General features: G+C 32.9%; 20 protein-coding genes, 1 tRNA gene and 1 pseudogene. 10 read left to right on the top strand and 12 right to left on the bottom strand.

The annotated features are described in order from the left end of the window. Window positions 1-3: 3 nt before the first annotated feature. From ABXT06_RS01610 to ABXT06_RS01625, 4 genes are all read right to left on the bottom strand, one after another. Window positions 4-492 (bottom strand): IPExxxVDY family protein, encoded by a 489-nt coding sequence (locus ABXT06_RS01610; RefSeq protein ID WP_095930692.1) that lies wholly within the window; start codon window positions 490-492, stop codon window positions 4-6. A gap of 125 nt (window positions 493-617) precedes the next feature. Beyond that, a complete protein-coding gene (rnc, locus tag ABXT06_RS01615) occupies window positions 618-1,358 on the bottom strand; it encodes a ribonuclease III (protein WP_354589176.1) in 741 nt (246 codons plus the stop codon). A gap of 9 nt (window positions 1,359-1,367) precedes the next feature. Continuing rightward, on the bottom strand, window positions 1,368-2,621 hold the full coding sequence (gene fabF, locus ABXT06_RS01620) for a beta-ketoacyl-ACP synthase II (protein ID WP_111368511.1): 1,254 nt from the start codon (window positions 2,619-2,621) through the stop codon (window positions 1,368-1,370). A gap of 247 nt (window positions 2,622-2,868) precedes the next feature. Then, window positions 2,869-3,105 (bottom strand): acyl carrier protein, encoded by a 237-nt coding sequence (locus ABXT06_RS01625; protein WP_007137004.1) that lies wholly within the window; start codon window positions 3,103-3,105, stop codon window positions 2,869-2,871. A 175-nt stretch (window positions 3,106-3,280) separates the two neighbouring features. Here ABXT06_RS01625 and purN point away from each other — a divergent pair, with 175 nt between their 5' ends. Together purN and rnhA are read left to right on the top strand one after the other, a co-directional pair. Next, window positions 3,281-3,856 (top strand): phosphoribosylglycinamide formyltransferase, encoded by a 576-nt coding sequence (gene purN, locus ABXT06_RS01630; protein ID WP_354589177.1) that lies wholly within the window; start codon window positions 3,281-3,283, stop codon window positions 3,854-3,856. A gap of 61 nt (window positions 3,857-3,917) precedes the next feature. Then, the gene (rnhA, locus tag ABXT06_RS01635) at window positions 3,918-4,394 is read left to right on the top strand and encodes a ribonuclease HI (RefSeq protein WP_354589178.1); all 477 of its coding nucleotides are present in this window, start codon (window positions 3,918-3,920) and stop codon (window positions 4,392-4,394) included. 46 nt (window positions 4,395-4,440) lie between these two features. Here rnhA and ABXT06_RS01640 read toward each other — a convergent pair whose 3' ends face one another. Further along, entirely contained in the window at window positions 4,441-4,800 is a 360-nt protein-coding gene (locus ABXT06_RS01640) for a DUF6249 domain-containing protein (protein ID WP_111368507.1), read from the bottom strand. Window positions 4,801-5,090: 290 nt separating this feature from the next. Here ABXT06_RS01640 and ABXT06_RS01645 point away from each other — a divergent pair, with 290 nt between their 5' ends. The 6 genes from ABXT06_RS01645 (at window position 5,091) to ABXT06_RS01670 (ending at window position 10,444) form a co-directional block, all read left to right on the top strand. After that, window positions 5,091-5,678, top strand: a complete 588-nt coding sequence (locus tag ABXT06_RS01645; RefSeq protein ID WP_354589179.1) for an RNA polymerase sigma factor — start codon at window positions 5,091-5,093, stop codon at window positions 5,676-5,678. Further along, window positions 5,662-6,066: a hypothetical protein gene (locus ABXT06_RS01650; protein WP_354589180.1), complete on the top strand. Its 405-nt coding sequence runs from the start codon at window positions 5,662-5,664 to the stop codon at window positions 6,064-6,066. Before ABXT06_RS01645 ends, ABXT06_RS01650 begins: the two co-directional genes overlap by 17 nt. Window position 6,067: 1 nt before the next feature. Beyond that, on the top strand, window positions 6,068-6,982 hold the full coding sequence (locus ABXT06_RS01655) for an alpha/beta hydrolase family protein (protein WP_354589181.1): 915 nt from the start codon (window positions 6,068-6,070) through the stop codon (window positions 6,980-6,982). Window positions 6,983-6,986: 4 nt separating this feature from the next. Beyond that, window positions 6,987-7,241, top strand: a complete 255-nt coding sequence (locus tag ABXT06_RS01660; RefSeq protein ID WP_354589182.1) for a hypothetical protein — start codon at window positions 6,987-6,989, stop codon at window positions 7,239-7,241. A 300-nt stretch (window positions 7,242-7,541) separates the two neighbouring features. Beyond that, a complete protein-coding gene (locus ABXT06_RS01665) occupies window positions 7,542-8,465 on the top strand; it encodes a PfkB family carbohydrate kinase (protein ID WP_354589183.1) in 924 nt (307 codons plus the stop codon). An 80-nt stretch (window positions 8,466-8,545) separates the two neighbouring features. After that, the gene (locus tag ABXT06_RS01670; protein ID WP_354589184.1) at window positions 8,546-10,444 is read left to right on the top strand and encodes an amidophosphoribosyltransferase; all 1,899 of its coding nucleotides are present in this window, start codon (window positions 8,546-8,548) and stop codon (window positions 10,442-10,444) included. An 839-nt stretch (window positions 10,445-11,283) separates the two neighbouring features. Here ABXT06_RS01670 and ABXT06_RS01675 read toward each other — a convergent pair. The 4 genes from ABXT06_RS01675 to ABXT06_RS01690 form a co-directional block, all read right to left on the bottom strand. Continuing rightward, a complete protein-coding gene (locus ABXT06_RS01675; RefSeq protein ID WP_095930681.1) occupies window positions 11,284-11,895 on the bottom strand; it encodes a superoxide dismutase in 612 nt (203 codons plus the stop codon). 140 nt (window positions 11,896-12,035) lie between these two features. Further along, window positions 12,036-12,665 carry an aminoacyl-tRNA hydrolase gene (gene pth, locus ABXT06_RS01680; protein ID WP_354589185.1) on the bottom strand — a complete coding sequence of 210 codons (630 nt, stop codon included), beginning with the start codon at window positions 12,663-12,665 and terminating at the stop codon, window positions 12,036-12,038. Between the two features lie 422 nt (window positions 12,666-13,087). Beyond that, entirely contained in the window at window positions 13,088-13,699 is a 612-nt protein-coding gene (locus tag ABXT06_RS01685) for a 50S ribosomal protein L25/general stress protein Ctc (protein ID WP_026727205.1), read from the bottom strand. Window positions 13,700-13,819: 120 nt separating this feature from the next. Continuing rightward, complete coding sequence (locus ABXT06_RS01690; protein ID WP_111368496.1) at window positions 13,820-14,761, bottom strand: ribose-phosphate pyrophosphokinase; 942 nt, start codon at window positions 14,759-14,761, stop codon at window positions 13,820-13,822. Between the two features lie 288 nt (window positions 14,762-15,049). Between ABXT06_RS01690 and ABXT06_RS01695 the strand changes: the two genes are divergently transcribed. Then, window positions 15,050-15,129: transfer RNA gene (locus ABXT06_RS01695), tRNA-Leu, on the top strand. A 148-nt stretch (window positions 15,130-15,277) separates the two neighbouring features. Further along, window positions 15,278-15,487: pseudogene (locus tag ABXT06_RS01700) on the top strand (IS3 family transposase); the annotation flags it as partial. A 56-nt stretch (window positions 15,488-15,543) separates the two neighbouring features. On the opposite strand, the gene ABXT06_RS01705 reads toward ABXT06_RS01700, so the two are convergent. From ABXT06_RS01705 to ABXT06_RS01715, 3 genes are all read right to left on the bottom strand, one after another. Next, complete coding sequence (locus tag ABXT06_RS01705) at window positions 15,544-16,683, bottom strand: acyltransferase family protein (RefSeq protein WP_354589186.1); 1,140 nt, start codon at window positions 16,681-16,683, stop codon at window positions 15,544-15,546. 153 nt (window positions 16,684-16,836) lie between these two features. Next, window positions 16,837-17,298, bottom strand: a complete 462-nt coding sequence (locus tag ABXT06_RS01710) for an OsmC family protein (RefSeq protein ID WP_354589187.1) — start codon at window positions 17,296-17,298, stop codon at window positions 16,837-16,839. A gap of 196 nt (window positions 17,299-17,494) precedes the next feature. Further along, window positions 17,495-18,373 (bottom strand): alpha/beta fold hydrolase, encoded by an 879-nt coding sequence (locus tag ABXT06_RS01715; RefSeq protein ID WP_354589188.1) that lies wholly within the window; start codon window positions 18,371-18,373, stop codon window positions 17,495-17,497. Window positions 18,374-18,469: the final 96 nt, after the last annotated feature.

Here is an 18,469-nt window from a genome sequence, read left to right on the forward strand (position 1 = left end):
TTTTTAAAAAATTAGATTGTTTTTTGATTTTATTTTGTCTGTATCAACGGCATAAATAGCCGCAATACTTTCTATTGTGTTTAATTTTTGTTGAATTTCTGAAAAATTAAGCGCCTCTTCGCTATTATCAATTTTCAGGAAAAAATCGACTTTTTTAAATTCAGGAAGTAAATGAATTGTTGTCGAAACCTCACTTGTTTCATTAGAAAACAAATTCTGGAAATCATTTGTACTCACAGAAATGATTTCATTTTTATTCTGAATCAAATTCCAGGAAACAGCTTTTTCTTCATCATAATAATAGAATCTGGAAAAATTTGCTTCACCTTCCTTAGTTTGAGCATGGATCTCGTTTTTGCTCTTACTTAAGTTGATCGGAAGGATTTTATTGATAAAATAGGCCAATCTATAATCTTCTAATGAAGTATGAATTGCCATTAAATAATAATCAATTTCGTCAAATTCGTCTAAATCCAATTTATGAATAGCCATGTCTTGAAAAATCAAGTTGTAAATATACTATTTCTAAACGGAGCATCAACAGTTATGACATGCTTGTTTTGTTAAATTATAAACGAAAACGATGTAGCATTGTGAGAGTTACAACATTTTTGCAGCTATTTCTTGTCAATTTTTTCTTGAAACGCAAAATAAGCTCTCTGTGATGCTTTTTCTTCTGCCTTCTTTTTTGAAGTTGCTCTCGCTCTTGCAACAACTTTATCATCAATACTCAATTTGACACCAAATAAACGCTGACCGTCTATTCCGTTATCTTCAAAAATGTCATAATGAAAAACTCTTTTTTCTTTCTGACACCATTCGATAACCAAACTTTTATAACTTATAACTTTTCCTTCTAGTCGAGCAATATCGACATAAGGTGTAACTACTCTTTTTTGGATAAACTTCTCGCAAAAAGAATAGCCTTTATCTAAATAAATGGCACCAATAAGAGATTCAAAAATATTACCATGAATGTTTTCTCCAAAATGCTGAATCGGCACTTTGCTTTCTACAAACTGTACTAAATTTAAATCCTTACCTAATTCGTTCAAATGTTCACGGCTCACAATTTTAGAACGCATTTTAGTTAAGTAGCCCTCATCCCCATTTGGAGCTTTATTAAATAAATGCGCAGCAATAACAGCACTTAACATCGCATCTCCTAAAAATTCTAAGCGCTCATAATTAATAGGATGCCCGTTTTTATCTAATTTATTAGACGAACGATGTGTAAATGCTCTTCTGTAAAAATCTATACTAGAAGGCTGAAAACCAAGAATTTTCTGAATAGTGTCAAAAAAAATCCCGTCTTCTAGAGAACGGGATTTAGAAAATATTTTTTTGATAATATTCATATACAGAAATTAGTCAGCTAATTTTTTAAACAATACGCAAGCATTGTGTCCGCCAAAACCAAATGTATTACTCATAGCAACATTTACTTCTCTTTTTTGAGGTTTGTTTAGAGTAAGGTTTAAAGATGGATCAATGTTTTCGTCAACAACTGTATGGTTAATCGTTGGAGGAACAATCCCGTGTTGCATTGCCAAGATCGAAGCAATAGCTTCAATAGCTCCAGCCGCACCCAATAAGTGTCCTGTCATTGATTTTGTAGAGTTGATATTGATGTTTTTAGCGTGATCTCCAAAAACTTTGCTAATCGCTTTTAACTCAGCAACGTCTCCTAATGGAGTAGAAGTTCCGTGAGTATTGATATGGTCAACCTGATCTGGAGTCATTCCAGCATCTCTCAATGTATTTTCCATTACTGCAATAACTCCAATTCCTTCCGGATGTGGCGCAGTTAAATGGTAAGCATCAGATGACATACCTCCACCGCCAATTTCGCAGTAGATTTTTGCACCTCTCGCTTTAGCATGTTCATAATCTTCAAGAACCAAAGCTCCCGCTCCTTCTCCTAAAACGAAACCATCTCTGGTTGCATCAAAAGGTCTTGAAGCTGTTTCTGGGCTTTCATTTCTTGTAGATAAAGCGTGCATTGAGCTAAATCCTCCCATACCAGCAATTGTAACAGCGGCTTCAGAACCACCAGAAACAATAACATCACACATTCCTAAACGGATGTAGTTGAAAGCGTCGATTAATGCATTTGCAGAAGATGCACAAGCAGAAACCGTAGTATAATTTGGTCCCATATACCCGTTACGCATAGAGATATGCGCAGGAGCAATATCGGCAATCATTTTAGGAATAAAGAATGGATTGAACTTTGGAGTTCCATCCCCTTTTGCATAATACAATACTTCATCTTGGAAAGTTTCTAAACCTCCAATTCCTGCTCCCCAGATAACACCAACTCTTTGTTTGTTTACATTATCATTTGTGATTCCAGCATCTTTAATAGCTTCATCACTGGCAGCAATTGCATATTGTGCAAATTTATCTAATCTACGAGATTCCTTGCGATCCATGTAATCTTCAATGTTGAAGTTTTTTACTTCGCAGGCAAATTTCGTTTTGTGTTTCTCGGTATCATAATATGTGATTGGAGCGGCTCCGCTAACTCCATTCACAAGTGCATTCCAATATTCTTGGATATTATTCCCAATAGGAGTAAGTGCACCTAATCCTGTTACAACAACTCGCCTTAATGCCATAAATATGTATTTTGTACTTTAAACAAATAAAACCCACGCTTTCTTAACTTAATAGTTATTTAAGAGCCATGGGAATTACAATATAAATATATCTTTTTGATTGAAAATCAATCGAAATTTAAATTTTAAAAAAATAATAACACCCGACTCTTAAAAATTTCAAAAATCAAATTCCAAAAATTGGTCCCGATAGCTATCGGGATGGAATTTCAAAAATTGGGACTTTTAGAAATCGGGTGTGGTATTATTATTTTTTTGCTTCTTCGATATAAGAAATAGCTTGACCAACAGTAGCAATGTTTTCTGCTTGATCGTCTGGAATTTGAATATCAAATTCTTTTTCGAATTCCATAATAAGCTCAACAGTGTCTAATGAGTCAGCTCCTAAATCATTAGTGAAGCTTGCTTCTGTTACAACTTCGTTTTCGTCAACACCTAATTTGTCTACGATAATCGCTTTTACTCTTGATGCAATGTCTGACATAATCTTTAATTTTAGAATTTAATTTGTTGGCAAAAATAAAAAACTTTATTTTAAAACAACTATTTAGTTTATAAATGTGACACTAATTTATAAAATTAATTTCAAGAAAGGTCTTTTAAAGCTATTTATTTTCGATTTTTATTCCGTTTTTTGCACTCTCAAAACACACAACTTTATGAAAAAAATTATTGTTTTTGCCTCAGGATCAGGAACTAACGCAGAGAACATTATAAAATATTTTTCGAACACTGAAATTGCAAAGGTCGTTTCGGTCTTTACAAATAATGCTTCGGCAAAAGTGATTGAAAGAGCAAAAAATCATCAAATTCCAGTCGAAATCTTCTCAAAAAATGAACTTTTAGAGAGAAATGTATTACAAAAAGTACAAGAAATCGACCCAGATTTGATAATCTTGGCTGGTTTTTTATTGAAATTCCCAGAAAACATAATTGAACAATATCCGAACAAAATAATCAATATTCATCCAGCACTTTTACCTAATTACGGGGGTAAAGGAATGTACGGAATGCACATACACAGAGCAATTGTAAACAATAAAGAAAAAGAAACTGGAATCTCTATCCATTATGTTAACGAAAACTATGACGAAGGCGCTATAATCTTCCAAGCTAATGTGGCTTTAACAGACGAAGACACTCCTGAAACGGTTGCAGAGAAGATTCATGAGCTGGAACAAAAACATTTTCCAGAGATTATCCACAGAATTCTTGACGAAAATTCCAAAATTTAAATTCCAATTTTAGACAAAGCATTAAATCTGCAATCTAAAATCTACAATCTAAAATAAATAAATGAATCACGAAGTACATATATATACAGATGGCGCGGCAAAAGGAAATCCTGGAAATGGTGGTTACGGCGTGGTAATGGAATTGGTTGGCACTCCTCATAAAAAAGAATTCTATGAAGGTTTTCGCCTTACTACTAATAATAGGATGGAACTTTTGGCTGTTATTGTCGGGTTAGAAAAACTAAAAAAAACAAATATGAAAGTATTGGTCATTTCTGATTCTAAATACGTTGTAGATTCTGTTGAAAAAAAATGGGTTTTTGGTTGGGAGAAAAAAGGCTACAAGGACAAAAAAAATCCTGATTTATGGAAACGTTTTTTAATTGTTTACCGCAAACACCAAGTCGATTTTAAATGGATCAAAGGCCATAACAATCATCCGCAAAACGAACGCTGTGATCAATTGGCCGTTATGGCATCCATGCAACCAAAACTTTCGGTTGACGTTTACTACGAAACCATTGGATCTAAAGAATAAAAAAAAGCGCATCAAATATGATGCGCTTTTTGTTTTTTTTACTCTCTTACTTTTCTTCTTCTACCTTATCTAAATCTTTGGCCGTTCCAAATCCTATTAATAATCCAACTCCAGCCATTATGAATATGATTGAAGGATAAACCGCTCCATCATTCAATGATGTGTAAGTGGTGATTAATAAGGCTATAAAAATACCTAAACCACTTCCTATTAATAAAAAGGCAATATTAACAACAAAGATTTTCCATGCTGGAACCCCTTTACCCTTTCCTTGTAAAAAAATACTCGCATCTACTCCTTTTTCTATAAGAGCCAAACGCTCCCTGTTTCTTGTTGAGTAAATTAAATAAACAATCCCGAAGATCATTAAGAAAAGACTGATTGGAATTAAAATTTTTTCGTCCATGATATTTTATGTATTTAATTGATTGATATATTCCATATGACGAAGGCTTTTAAATTGAGGTTACAACTTTTGGTGAAAAATTTCAAATTTTAAATTCAAAATTCCAAAACTAACTGATTATCAATTAATTTTGATTCTGAGAAACTTTGTCAAAGCTTATACTATTATATAATAAGTATAATTTGAATTTTAACTCTGATAGTTATTGGATTGGAATTTGAGATTTGCTTTTTGGAATTTATTTTCAAATTTCTTGTAACCTAAATTAACATTCTGTCGTCCTATATAATATGAGCACATTAACTGATCAACATTATATCGATAAAATCCTGCAGGGCGAAACCAATTCGTTTGCTGTTCTTGTGGATCGTTATAAAGATATGATCTTTACTTTGGCCCTTAAAATGGTGAAAAACCGGGAAGAAGCCGAAGAAGTTGCTCAAGATACATTTATTAAGATTTACAATTCACTAAACAAATTTAAAGGCGATTCTAAATTCTCGACCTGGATTTATAAAATTGCTTACAATACCTGTTTAGATCGATTAAAGAAAAACAAGAAAGACGATTTGAATATTTCTATAGATGATTTCTCTTCTCATTTGATCAAAACAATGGATAATGCATTAAGTGCTTTAGAAGAGAAAGAACGAAAGCAAACCATTCAGAAATGCTTAAATTTATTGCCCAATGATGAAAATTTCCTTTTGACTTTATTTTATTTTGACGATCAGAATTTAGAAGAGATTGGAAAAATAATGAATATATCGGCTAACAATGCTAAAGTAAAACTGTTTAGGTGTCGACAAAAATTAGCCGTAATTTTGAGACAGCAGTTAGAACCAGAAATAATAGAATGTTATGAAAGAGAGCGATAAAAATATAGAACAACTTATTGAGAAAATGATGGCTGAAGACAAACTGCAATCACCATCAATAGATTTTACTTCTAAAATTATGGCAGAAGTTCAGGTTTTAGAAGATAAAAAACTTAAAACTTACAAGCCTTTAATTTCTAAAACCGTTTGGATGCTTATGGGAGCTGCTGTAATCGCTTTGATTATTTATATCTCTCTATTCTCATCAGCAGAAAGTAATCTGGAAATAGATAAAGTTGGGGAATTATATTCTGATAAAATTTCGAACACTTTTTCAGGAATTCATTTTTCTAAAAATACAATGTACGCCATTTTGATCGTTCCAATCATGATCTTGGTTCAGGTTGGGATTTTGAAAAATTATTTTGATAAGAAATATGAATTATAAAATGAGAAATAAACCGACAATTTTTAAACACATTTTAAAATTAAAACAGACATACACATATTATATCTTGTTTTTATTGTTTATTACTAGTTACGCATCAGCAGCTCCATCAAACTTTACAACTAAAGAAGTAAAATTTGTTAGCGAAGGGATTTCGCTCGCTGGAACTATTTTTACACCTAACAACATACAAGCAGCAGTTGTAATTGTTCACGGATCTGGGCAAGAAAAAAGAATGGTAGAATTTGCAACAACTCTAGCCAACAATGGTATTGCAGTTTTAACGTATGATAAACGTGGAGTTGGAGAATCAGGTGGCGTGTACGCGGGACCTGAAGTAGGAACAAATAATGTTGATTTTGCCAATCTAACCCTTTTGTCTTTAGACGCAAGTGCTGCCGTAAATACTTTAGCCCAACATTTATCAAACAATAAATCATCAATCGGTTTAATAGGTGGCAGTCAAGCTGGATGGATTATTCCGTTAGCTGCAGAGAAAAACAAGAAAGTTAAATTTATGACCATATTTAGCGGAGCTCTTATAACGGTTAAAGAACAACTAAGATTCCAATTTTATACTAATGGAGATCAAAATTTTTGGAATACGCACTCTGAAGAAGAAGCAAGAAAACATGTATTCAATGATCCAGACAAATATGAGTTTATTGATACAAATCCTATTGATGTACTTTCTAAATTATCTATCCCAGGAATTTGGATTTTTGGAGGTAAGGATATTCAAGTTCCTGCGAATTTATCCATCGAATATCTTGATAAATTAAAATCTACAGGAAAACAATATGAATATAAATTGTTTCCAAATCTGGGACACAATACCGCTTTTTCAAACTCTGAAGAGCCTATGAACGATGCTATCAATTGGATTAAAAATATAGGCAAACTAAAGCAATTATAAAAAAATGATACAAAAAATCATTACTCCAAAGGATAAAATTGTCAATCTTTCATTTGAAATTCCAAAAAACTATGTTGGGAAATCACTGAAAGTATCGATTGATTTCGAAAACGAAGTTGATCAAATTGAAAGCGATTTATCCAAAGAAGATTTTGTTAAGTGGATCGAAAATGCCGAAAAATCCAAAACAATGTCTTTAGAAAAGTTTAATAAAAAGTGGGAAGAAAAAAAGCTGAAGATACAAAACAATATACGTTAGATATTGCTGAAAATTATTTCAATAATTATTGGGGCTAAATGGAAAACAAAAATATACGTTATTCAAAAAACTCAGCTAGAAGAATAACCTGTAAAATATTCGCAATTATTTTCGAAAAACTTGCAGATTAATTCTGAAAAATCTATTTTAAGCTTCATTAAAAACAGTTTTTAACCAATTCATTTACAGTATTTTCACTCCGAAATCGATGTCATTTTTTTAAGAAAATTTTGAGACCCTAAACCGTTGCAAGATTGTAACTTATGAAGTATCTTTGCACCCTAATTCGAAATTCATAAAATGAATAAACTATTGATTGTTGGAACAGTTGCTTTCGACGCGATTGAAACTCCTTTCGGAAAAACAGATAAAATATTAGGTGGTGCTGCAACCTACATCGGATTATCGGCATCATTTTTTAACTTGCAATCGGCCATTGTTTCTGTAGTTGGCGACGATTTCCCTCAAGAACATTTAGATCTTTTAACTTCAAAAAATATTGATATCTCTGGTATCGAAATTGTAAAAGGCGGAAAGACTTTTTTCTGGAGCGGTTTATACCACAACGATTTGAATTCTAGAGACACTCTTGTAACTGAGTTGAACGTTTTAGCTGATTTTCAGCCAAAAGTTCCTCAAAACTACAAAGATGCTGATGTTGTGATGTTAGGAAACTTACATCCGTTAGTACAAAGCAGTGTTTTAGATCAAATGCAGAAAAAACCAAAATTAGTAGTTTTAGACACTATGAACTTTTGGATGGACTGCGCTCTTCCAGAGTTATTAGACGTTATTAAACGTGTAGATGTTATTACAATCAATGACGAAGAAGCTAGACAGCTTTCTGGCGAATATTCATTAGTAAAAGCAGCTTCTAAAATCCAAGATATGGGACCAAAATATGTGGTGATCAAAAAAGGAGAACACGGAGCACTTTTATTCCACAATAGAGAAGTTTTCTTTGCACCAGCATTACCATTAGAAGATGTTTTTGATCCAACAGGAGCTGGAGACACTTTCGCAGGTGGTTTCTCTGGATTTATTGCACAGAGCGAAAACATTTCATTCAACAACATGAAGAATGCAATTATTTACGGTTCAAATTTAGCTTCGTTCTGCGTAGAAAAATTTGGAACTGAAAGGATGGAATCATTAAGCAAAGCCGAAGTAGCGATTCGATTACAGCAATTTAAGTCGTTAACTCAGTTTGACATAGAAATATAATGCCTAAGAGCCTCGATAAAACGGGGCTTTTTTATTACGAATACACACAACTTACAACAACACACAAATAACAAAAAACAATGAGCGACGCTTTAAAACACGAATGTGGTATAGCCTTAGTTAGACTACTAAAACCGCTTGAATATTATAAAGAAAAATACGGAACTGCTTTCTACGGAATCCAGAAGATGTATTTAATGATGGAAAAACAGCACAACCGCGGACAAGACGGCGCTGGTTTTGCAAGTATTAAGTTTGATGTTGATCCAGGGCAACGCTACATTAGCAGAGTTCGCTCGAATCACTCACAGCCAATACAAGATGTTTTTAAACAAATCAATGAAAGAATCAGTGAAGAGCTAAAAGCACATCCAGAACTTGGCGATGACATGAAGGAACTAAAAGCAAACATTCCTTATATTGGAGAATTATTTTTAGGTCATGTTCGTTACGGAACTTTTGGAAAAAACAGTATTGAAAGTGTTCACCCATTTTTACGTCAGAGCAACTGGATGCACCGTAACTTGATTTTGGCTGGAAACTTCAACATGACCAATGTTAAAGAGCTTTTCGAAAATCTAGTTGAATTAGGACAGCATCCAAAAGAAATGGCTGATACTGTTACTGTAATGGAAAAAATTGGTCACTTCTTAGACAAAGAAGTAATGCAATTGTACCAAGACTGTAAAGCCGAAGGTTACTCAAAAAGAGATGCTTCTCCAGTAATTGCAGAACGTTTGGATATTGCTAAAATATTGGCTCGTTCAGCTAAAAATTTAGACGGAGGTTATGCTATGGCTGGTTTATTAGGTCACGGTGATGCGTTTGTTTTTAGAGATCCAGCCGGAATTCGTCCAGCTTATTTTTATCAAGATGACGAAGTTGTGGTTGTAGCTTCTGAAAGACCAGTTATTCAAACCGTATTCAATGTTCCTTTTGAAAGCGTTCAGGAAATCGACCCAGGAAACGCGTTGATTATCAAGAAAAACGGAAAAGTTTCTATGAATCAAATCTTAGAACCAACCGTTAAAAAAGCTTGTTCTTTTGAAAGAATTTATTTCTCAAGAGGAAGTGATGCTGAAATCTACCAAGAACGTAAAGATTTAGGGAAATTAATTTTACCTGCTGTTCTTAAAGCAATTGACAGCGATACAGACAACACTGTTTTCTCTTATATTCCAAATACAGCCGAAACTTCTTTTTATGGTTTAGTTGAAGCAGCTCAGGATTTCTTAAATCAGAGAAAAAACAATTATATTCTAGAAAACAGAAATACATTAACAACAGAAACGCTTCAGGAACTTTTATCTGTAAAAATACGTACAGAGAAAGTTGCTATTAAAGATGCTAAACTTAGAACTTTTATTACTGAAGATAGCAGCCGTGATGATTTGGTAGCTCACGTTTACGATGTTACTTATGGCGTAATCAAACCAGAAGACAACTTGGTAATTATTGACGATAGTATTGTTCGTGGTACTACACTGAAAATGAGTATCATTAAAATGATGGATCGCTTGAAACCAAAACGTATTGTAATTGTTTCATCTGCACCACAAATTCGCTACCCTGACTGTTACGGAATCGATATGGCAAAACTAGAAGGTTTGGTTGCTTTTAGAGCAGCACTTGCTTTATTAAAAGAAAGAAACCAATACCATATTGTAGACGAAGTTTACGCTAAATGTAAAGCACAAGAAAATTTCGCAGATAAAGATGTTGTAAATTATGTAACAGAAATTTATAGCCAATTTACAGATGAAGAAATTTCAGATAAAATTGCAGAAATGTTAAGCTCACCAGAAATTAATGCTGAAGTAAAAATCATCTTCCAAACAGTAGACGATTTACATAAAGCATGTCCTAAAAATTTAGGTGACTGGTATTTTACAGGAGACTACCCAACTCCTGGTGGAAATCGAGTCGTAAATCGTGCTTTTATGAATTTTTACGAAGGAAAAGACGCTCGAGCTTATTAATAAAATACTAACAAAAGGTTAAATTGTGCATTTCATCGGTTTTTTTTGCCGTTCATCCTATTTCTTTGGTGAAATTGAAAAGCTATAATACTTTTGAGATACCATAACATTAGTAGGTTAAGTTTATGGTAGATTTGGGGCAAAAAGGGTGGAAGAAATTCCACCTTTTTTATTGGAATAAACTCAACTTATTTATAAACAACCGATTATATCTCTTTATCGGATTTACTTACCTTTCATCTAAAAATTTTTCTTCACAAGAATAACTGCCATACATTTACTACACCATAACATTAGTAGGTTAGTTTATGGTAGATTTGGGGCAAAAAAGGCGGAGTAACTTCCGCCTTTTTTATTTTACCAACATAAAACACTGAAAAACAAATCATTAAGCACTTTTCATCGAATATAATTGCTTTTCATCTAAAAATTTTTCTTTATAAAAATTACTGCCATACATTTACTGAACCATAACATTAGTAGGTTAGTTTATGGTAGATTTGGGGCAAAAAAGGTGGAAGAAATTCCGCCTTTTTTATTGAAATAAATCTAGAAAATTTTAAAAACAGACTTTTGGGGTCTTTCATCGGATATAGTTGCTTTTTATCTGAAAAGTTTCGTTCAAAAATTTATCTACCATACCTTTGCAGAACCATAACATTAGTAGGTTAAGTTTATGGTAGATTTGGGGCAAAAAAGGCGGAAGAAGTTTCGCCTTTTTTATTTTCTTTTCTCTAGAAAAAAGAAAATTGAACATAGAATAAAGACTTTTAAAAAATGAGCATAAAAAAAGACGAACCTATGGCTCGTCTTTTTTCTATATTCTATGCTCTATTTTCTTATTTATCTAAAGCAAATCTTCTAGCAACTTCTGTCCAGTTAATTACACTGAAGAAAGCTTCAATATAATCTGGTCTTCTATTTTGGTAGTTTAAGTAGTAAGCGTGCTCCCAAACATCCATTCCTAGGATTGGAGTTCCACCGTTACCAGCAACTTCTGGCATTAATGGATTATCTTGATTTGGAGTACCTACAACTTCTAATTTTCCTCCTTTTTGAACTGTTAACCAAGCCCATCCAGAACCAAATTGTGTTGCACCAGCTTTAGCAAATTTTGCTTTAAATTCTTCGAAAGATCCGAAAGAAGCTTCAATCGCTGCTAATAAATCACCAGTTGGTAATCCTCCTCCGTTTGGAGACATTACAGTCCAGAATAAATTGTGGTTGTAGAAACCTCCACCATTGTTACGAACTGCAGCGTTAGATTTATCTAAGTTAATTAAGATGTTTTCGATAGTTTTTCCTTCTAAATCTGTTCCAGCAATAGCTGCATTAAGATTTGTAGTATATGCATTGTGATGCTTTGTATGATGGATTTCCATTGTACGCGCATCAATATGTGGTTCTAATGCATCGTATGCATATGGTAATTGTGGTAATTCAAAAGCCATGGTATTATGATTTTTATGGTTTATAAATAATTTATCCCAAATTTAGACATTTAACTTTGGAATTGAAAATACTATTTCGTTATAATTGAATTAAATTCATTGATAATTTACATTTTTACAATATAAACAACTGAAAATCTTTATTTTCCATTAAAAGTTGTCATTGTATTTTCTAAACCAGCTGTCCCAAAAGTTCTAATTATTTCTGCTGAAGTTTCTAAACGCTCTGGAAGTTTTACTTCTTCTTCAGCAGTCCATTCTCCTAAAACATAATCTACTTGTTGTCCTTTTTTAAATTCATCACTTATACCAAATCTGTAGCGTGTATAATTTTGTGTATTTAAAACCAGATTAATATTTTTAAGTCCGTTATGACCACCGTCGCTTCCTTTTGGTTTGATTCTAATTGTACCAAATGACAGATTTAAATCGTCTGTAATGACCAAAATATTCTCTAATGGTATATTTTCTTTGTCCATCCAATATTTTACCGCCTTACCGCTTAAATTCATGTAAGTGTTTGGTTTCAAAAGAAAAAAGGTTCTTCCTTTAAATTTATACTCAGCCAATGAGCCTAGTTTTACAGTTTCAAATGTAAGCCCTTCTTTTTTGGCAAAAAAATCAAGCACTTTAAATCCGATATTGTGTCTGGTGTTTACGTATTCGGCTCCGATGTTACCTAAACCTACTATTAAATATTTCTTCATATTATCTTCTATGTTCTCTTCTTTCGATGTTGATGAAAACAGTTTTATTATCCATTTTATCATTTGGCAAAAGTAAACTTAATTAGGGAATGTGGCAATTGGATAATTAGATAATTACTTAATGGTCGAGATTTAACCGCAAAGTTCACGAAGGTTTACGCAAAGATCGCTAAGAAAATGAAGCATCCTCTGTTAACTGAAGCTTCAAAAGAGTTCGCAAAGGTGCCATTGAAAGAAGACTTGTTAGAATCTTATAAAAAAGATATTTTCTTGCTAGCCCTGACAGAAGCGGCATCCTTTTTCTTGCTTCTTTAGCAGGGAAAAGATATAGCGGATGGCAGGAATGTCACGTCTTCTGAAAACGAGGAATTTCTGCTTCTAAAAAAATAACCGAAAAAACTTAGCTCCTTAGAAGCTCAGCATCTCAGAACCTCAAAAAAAAGCCCCAATCGTAAGATTGAGGCTTTTTGTATAGTTTGAAAAAATTATTTTTTCTTTCCTTTTGCAGGAGCTTTTGCAGCTTTTGCAGCCTCTTGAGCAGCTTTCATAGCAGCACGAGAGATTCTCACTTGACAAACAACAGTGTTGTCTGGGTGCATAATTTTGTACTCTGGTTTTCCAACTTTAGTAACGTATAATTTGTTACCCATTTCAAGTGGAGTGATGTCAGCTTCAACGAAATCAGGAAGATTTGCTGGTAAAGCTTTAACTTTTAATTTACGTTGGTTTAAACGCAAAACACCTCCCGCAAGAACACCTTTAGATGTACCAACGATTTTCACAGGAACTTCCATTGTGATTTCTTTATCATCAAATAATTGGAAGAAGTCAATGTGTAAAATTTTGTCAGTTACTGGGTGAACTTGGATATCTTGCAAAATTGCATTGAATGATTTTCCTTTTCCAAGCTCAATCACAACTGTGTGTGCATTTGGAGTGTAAACCAAGTTTTTGAACGCTGCAGCGTCTGCTGAGAAGTGTACTGCTTGATTTCCTCCGTATAACACGCAAGGAACCGCTCCAGCATTACGTAAGGCTTTAGTTGACACTTTGCCCACGCTTTCTCTTTCTGATCCTTTAATTGTAATCGATTTCATTGTAAAAAAATATAGTTATTAATATAAATATTCTATTTTGCTATAGGCTTTAAGCACTAGGCTTTAAGCTTTTTTGTAATTGCGAATAGCTTACGGCTTATAGCCTAAAGCTTATTGCTTTTACATTATAAATTTTCCACTGATGGAATTGTTGTGGTGAACCATTTGCATTACCTCAGCAAATAGAGGTGCACAGCTTACCACTTTTATTTTCTTTGATTCTCTCTTTAACGGAATAGAATCGGTTACGATCAACTCAGTTAGTTTTGAGTTTTCAATTTTCTCGTATGCTCCACCAGATAAAATAGCGTGCGTACAAATTGCTCTTACACTTAGCGCTCCTTTTTCGATCATTAGGTCTGCCGCTTTCGCTAAAGTTCCTCCTGTATCGATCATGTCGTCTACTAAGATTACGTTACGTCCTTTTACTTCACCAATAAGCTCCATAGTGTCAATAACGTTGGCTGCTTTTCTTTGTTTGTAACAGATTACTACATCTGATTCTAAAAACTTAGAGTAAGCATATGCTCTTTTTGAACCTCCCATGTCTGGAGATGCAATTGTTAGATTTTCTAATTTTAAACTTTCTACGTATGGTAAAAAGATTGTAGATGCAAATAAATGATCTACTGGTTTTTCAAAGAATCCTTGAATCTGATCTGCATGCAAATCCATAGTCATGATTCTTGTTGCTCCTGCAGCTGTTAGTAAATTCGCTACTAACTTGGCTCCAATTGGAACTCTTGGTTTGTCTTTTCTATCTTGTCTTGCCCAACCAAAATAAGGCATAACAGCTGTAATATGTCTTGCTGACGCGCGTTTTGCTGCATCAATCATTAACAACAATTCCATCAGATTATCTGCACTTGGAAAAGTTGAACACACGATAAAAACGCGTAAACCTCTTATTGATTCTTCGTAAGACGGCTGAAATTCTCCGTCACTATACGTTGACATCGTTACTTTTCCTAACGGAATTCCGTAATCTTTTGCAATTTTTTCTGCAAGATAAACACTTTGTGAACAAGCAAAAATTTTAGCTTCTGGTTCTAGGTGCGACATTGTAATTTGTTGTTTTATTCCGCTACTTTCACACTATTCGACTTTATTTTTTAAATAAAGAGGAATGCGCATAAATGTCTCGAATGTAGTTAGTTGTGTGTGCTTCGTTTTAACGAGGTGCAAATTTATAAAATTTATTGAACACTGAAAGCAAAAATTTAAGTATTTTTAGTAGTTCGTTTAAAATTATTTTTTACATTTGCACCGTGTTAAAGGAATGGCGCCATTTATGACTTCATTCTATTGCGTTAAAATAATTGATTTATTATTTATTTTTTCGTCTGCTACGCCCGGATGGCGGAATTGGTAGACGCGCTGGTCTCAAACACCTGTGGGAAACCGTGCCGGTTCGACTCCGGCTCCGGGTACATAAAACCTCTTCTTAACGGAAGAGGTTTTTTTTATGCTTGTCGTCCTGAAAAAAGTTGACTATAATTAAGTTAATTATGTTACTAACAAGAGAAGAATTCAAAAGCTGTACCCGAGTATGCTTACAGTGAGGCATTCAAAAAACAGGTTGTAAAAGAATTTGGATCATCTGAAATCTTTGAAGATTTTGAGAACCTAAAAAAGCAAGTTCTAGAATCTGTTTTATTTTATAATCAAATAAGAGTGCATTTATCAATAAATATGCTGACTCCAAATCAAGCACATTTACAAAATCAAATCAAACTTAAAAGATGGAAAAAAATAAATCGGAACAAAAGTAATTCTGTTCCGATTTAATTAATTTCATATTACTAATAGAGTCAACCTTTTTCAGGACAACTCAGCTTTTTTTATTAAAAATACTTTTTTGAGATTTCCATAAAAGGCTTTTCAATAAATTTATATCCTACAAAACTGACAATAACAACAATTGGTGTTGTCAAAAATATAATCATGCAATATTTTGAGCCTGTAAACATTTTAGCCTTTTCTAAACCAATTCCAAAATAAAAAACTGTAAAAAGAACTATTCCATGAAGCAAGTAGGTACTGTAAGAAATCTCTCCTAGCAACTTCAATATAGGACTCTTTAAAATTCCAAATATTGTATTCCCAGATGATATTAATAAAAAAATAATCGTAATTAATATTTTACAAGGCATGTTTGTAGATTTTTCAAACTGCCCTATCAAGACAAGACAAACTAAAATCAAAACACTGTAAACAACATTTTCAGCATTTTTTAATAGTTTGTATTTCAAAACTATTGCCCCTAGAGCTCCGCCAACAAAAGAAAGCATATGCTGAATATTAATTCCTCTTATGTAAAAGTAGCCACAAATAAAAAAAAGACTTAACAATATATAAAAAACAGAAGGTTTTATTTTTAAAATAAAAAGCGAAATTAGTGGTAAATTAAAATAAAATAACCACTCAAAAGGAAGAGACCATACGACACCCGCATTAATCAAATAAGTTAGCGCAAAACCATTAATAGCTGTGTCTCTTATAACTGTAAAAGTTCCCCACAAAAACATTTCATGAAAAAACTCAAACATTCCTGATTTTAATTTCCAGTCGGTTATAATCATTACAAAAAGTAAAATTAAACCAACTGAAAAATAATACATTGGGGCCAATCTGAAAACTCTTGATATAAAAAAAGATTTCCAGTTAAAGTCTTTTTCTACTGAATTTAAAAGCTTTGAAATGAACAAAAAACTTGAAATCATGAAAAAGAAAGCAACACTTGCAGAACCTAACTGAGAATATAAATATGATCTAGACATCCATTTGCCCTCTTGAATATATTGGTACCAAGTGCTACTGTGAGCAATAAAGACACTGATCGCTAAAAAACCTCTTAATCCGTCAACAGATTCATATCTTGAAGATGTGTTGTAGGTTACTTTATATTTTAAATTAATTATATAAGCTGTAAAATAGGCAATAACAAAAATAATAACGGCAAATAACGGATTAAGATTACTCATTTAAGGATATTTTTATATTTTCTATTGAAAAACAATCAAACCTAATAAGTAGATATTATCTTTCAATTCTTAGAATAGTTAAGAATCGCAAAGAAACAATTATTCTTGAATTTTCAATTCAATTTTTAAATTATTTAAATCTTAAAAAAAACCTTAAATCACCTCACAACTCGCCTCATGCAAAACAGGAAAATTACATGAATTAGCAATAAAACACAGTTGATTTGCTTTTTGATGTAATTCTAAAGCCAATTCTATTTTATCCGAATTTGAAATTTTTACTTTAGGATACAATCTTGCTTCAACAAAGCACCCGCTTCCATCTAGATTTACTTCTAAAGTTGCTTCAGCGTTATCTGAATATTCTAGAACTTCTATTCCGTTTTGCGAGCAGACATATAAATATGACATCATGTGGCAGGAAACTAAACTGCTTAACAATAAATCTTCGGGATTATATAATGATGGATCACCTTTGAAAGCTTTTGCTGCCGAAACATTTAAAACTGATTTTCCTTCAATTTTAATTTGATGGCTTTTGCTGTAGAATCTTTTGGAAGAATCTTCATTTTGTTTTGAAGTCCAATTTAGTTGCGCTTTAAATAAATGTTTCATTTCGCTAAGTTAAGATTTTAAGCTGTAATTGAATGAATCTCGCAAAGTCACGGAGTCGCAAAGTTTTATTTACTTGGCGCCCTCGCGACTTTGCGAGATTCAAAAACAATTGTTTGAAAGTCATTTATTTTTGTTTTTTAGCCACTAATTTAAATGAAGTTGAAATTAGTGGCTAAATAATTCTGTTGATTAAATTTTATTGACCCGCTTTAGCCAAATCTGAATCTGGTCTTTTAAACGGCTCTGATAAAAACTTATTGGCAACTGCATTAAATACTTCTGGATTTGAAGCTGGCGCAAAATGCGTTTCGCCAGGCAAAATACAAAGCTGTGCTTTAGATAAATTTTCAAAAATTTCGACTGTATGTTCGTTTCTGATTATGTCTCTATCTCCAGCTACTACAAGCACTTTTGCTTTAATTTTCGATAAATCTTTAGTTGGTATATTAGGTTGATCTACTAAAAGTCCTGAAAGTTGTTTTAACAGATTCCAATTTTCGCTCGTGTCTTTTTCTTTAATTTTCGAAATAACCATTTTTCTCATACCCTGAATGTCTTTTATCGCGTACGAGTTAACAGCCGTAGAATCTGGCCTTAAATTGGCACCCATGGTTACAATTTTCTTTATTTTTGACTTCCCTGAAATCCCCATTTGCAGCCCAACAATTCCTCCGTCACTCCAGCCAATAACACTTATCGAATCTAATTTTAAGTGATTAACCAGTCCTTCCATATCTTTTGTAATTTGCACATAGGTAAGAGAATCCGTTTTCAACTCCGATTTGCCTTGCCCTCTACTATCGACAGCAATAACCCTGTATTTACTTTTAAAATAATCAATTTGATTTCCCATTGATTCAATATTTCCCCCGTTTCCGTGAATCAATAACAAAGGTTCTCCTTTTCCATATTCTTCATAGTAGATTTTAGCGCCATTGAGTTCGGCAAATTTTCCAACAGCAGAGTTTTTACCATAAGGTGTGTCGAATTTAAAATTCATTTGAACCTGAGCGTTTGCTATTACACATACAGAATAAGCTAATACGGCCATTAGCAATTTGACTGGTTTCTTCATAAGTAAGTTTTTTTTAGGATAGTTATTTCTCAAATGTAAGAAAGATTTGCATAAACTAGCTTTTGTTTTAAAATCATTTTAAATGCTCCTTTAGAA

Origin of the sequence: Flavobacterium sp. UW10123, assembly GCF_040538975.1 — a bacterium.
GTDB lineage: Bacteria > Bacteroidota > Bacteroidia > Flavobacteriales > Flavobacteriaceae > Flavobacterium.

Bases quoted from the DNA above. Each gene is read 5' to 3' on its own strand.
- ABXT06_RS01705 (WP_354589186.1), bottom strand. From the start codon at position 16,683: ATGAGTAATCTTAATCCGTTATTTGCCGTTATTATTTTTGTTATTGCC.
- ABXT06_RS01640 (WP_111368507.1), bottom strand. From the start codon at position 4,800: ATGGACGAAAAAATTTTAATTCCAATCAGTCTTTTCTTAATGATCTTC.
- fabF (WP_111368511.1), bottom strand. From the start codon at position 2,621: ATGGCATTAAGGCGAGTTGTTGTAACAGGATTAGGTGCACTTACTCCT.
- ABXT06_RS01675 (WP_095930681.1), bottom strand. From the start codon at position 11,895: ATGGCTTTTGAATTACCACAATTACCATATGCATACGATGCATTAGAA.
- ABXT06_RS01710 (WP_354589187.1), bottom strand. From the start codon at position 17,298: ATGAAACATTTATTTAAAGCGCAACTAAATTGGACTTCAAAACAAAAT.
- ABXT06_RS01650 (WP_354589180.1), top strand. From the start codon at position 5,662: ATGAAAGAGAGCGATAAAAATATAGAACAACTTATTGAGAAAATGATG.
- ABXT06_RS01665 (WP_354589183.1), top strand. From the start codon at position 7,542: ATGAATAAACTATTGATTGTTGGAACAGTTGCTTTCGACGCGATTGAA.
- purN (WP_354589177.1), top strand. From the start codon at position 3,281: ATGAAAAAAATTATTGTTTTTGCCTCAGGATCAGGAACTAACGCAGAG.
- ABXT06_RS01645 (WP_354589179.1), top strand. From the start codon at position 5,091: ATGAGCACATTAACTGATCAACATTATATCGATAAAATCCTGCAGGGC.
- ABXT06_RS01655 (WP_354589181.1), top strand. From the start codon at position 6,068: ATGAGAAATAAACCGACAATTTTTAAACACATTTTAAAATTAAAACAG.
- rnhA (WP_354589178.1), top strand. From the start codon at position 3,918: ATGAATCACGAAGTACATATATATACAGATGGCGCGGCAAAAGGAAAT.
- rnc (WP_354589176.1), bottom strand. From the start codon at position 1,358: ATGAATATTATCAAAAAAATATTTTCTAAATCCCGTTCTCTAGAAGAC.
- ABXT06_RS01685 (WP_026727205.1), bottom strand. From the start codon at position 13,699: ATGAAATCGATTACAATTAAAGGATCAGAAAGAGAAAGCGTGGGCAAA.
- ABXT06_RS01660 (WP_354589182.1), top strand. From the start codon at position 6,987: ATGATACAAAAAATCATTACTCCAAAGGATAAAATTGTCAATCTTTCA.
- ABXT06_RS01625 (WP_007137004.1), bottom strand. From the start codon at position 3,105: ATGTCAGACATTGCATCAAGAGTAAAAGCGATTATCGTAGACAAATTA.
- ABXT06_RS01610 (WP_095930692.1), bottom strand. From the start codon at position 492: ATGGCTATTCATAAATTGGATTTAGACGAATTTGACGAAATTGATTAT.
- ABXT06_RS01715 (WP_354589188.1), bottom strand. From the start codon at position 18,373: ATGAAGAAACCAGTCAAATTGCTAATGGCCGTATTAGCTTATTCTGTA.
- ABXT06_RS01670 (WP_354589184.1), top strand. From the start codon at position 8,546: ATGAGCGACGCTTTAAAACACGAATGTGGTATAGCCTTAGTTAGACTA.
- ABXT06_RS01690 (WP_111368496.1), bottom strand. From the start codon at position 14,761: ATGTCGCACCTAGAACCAGAAGCTAAAATTTTTGCTTGTTCACAAAGT.
- pth (WP_354589185.1), bottom strand. From the start codon at position 12,665: ATGATAAAATGGATAATAAAACTGTTTTCATCAACATCGAAAGAAGAG.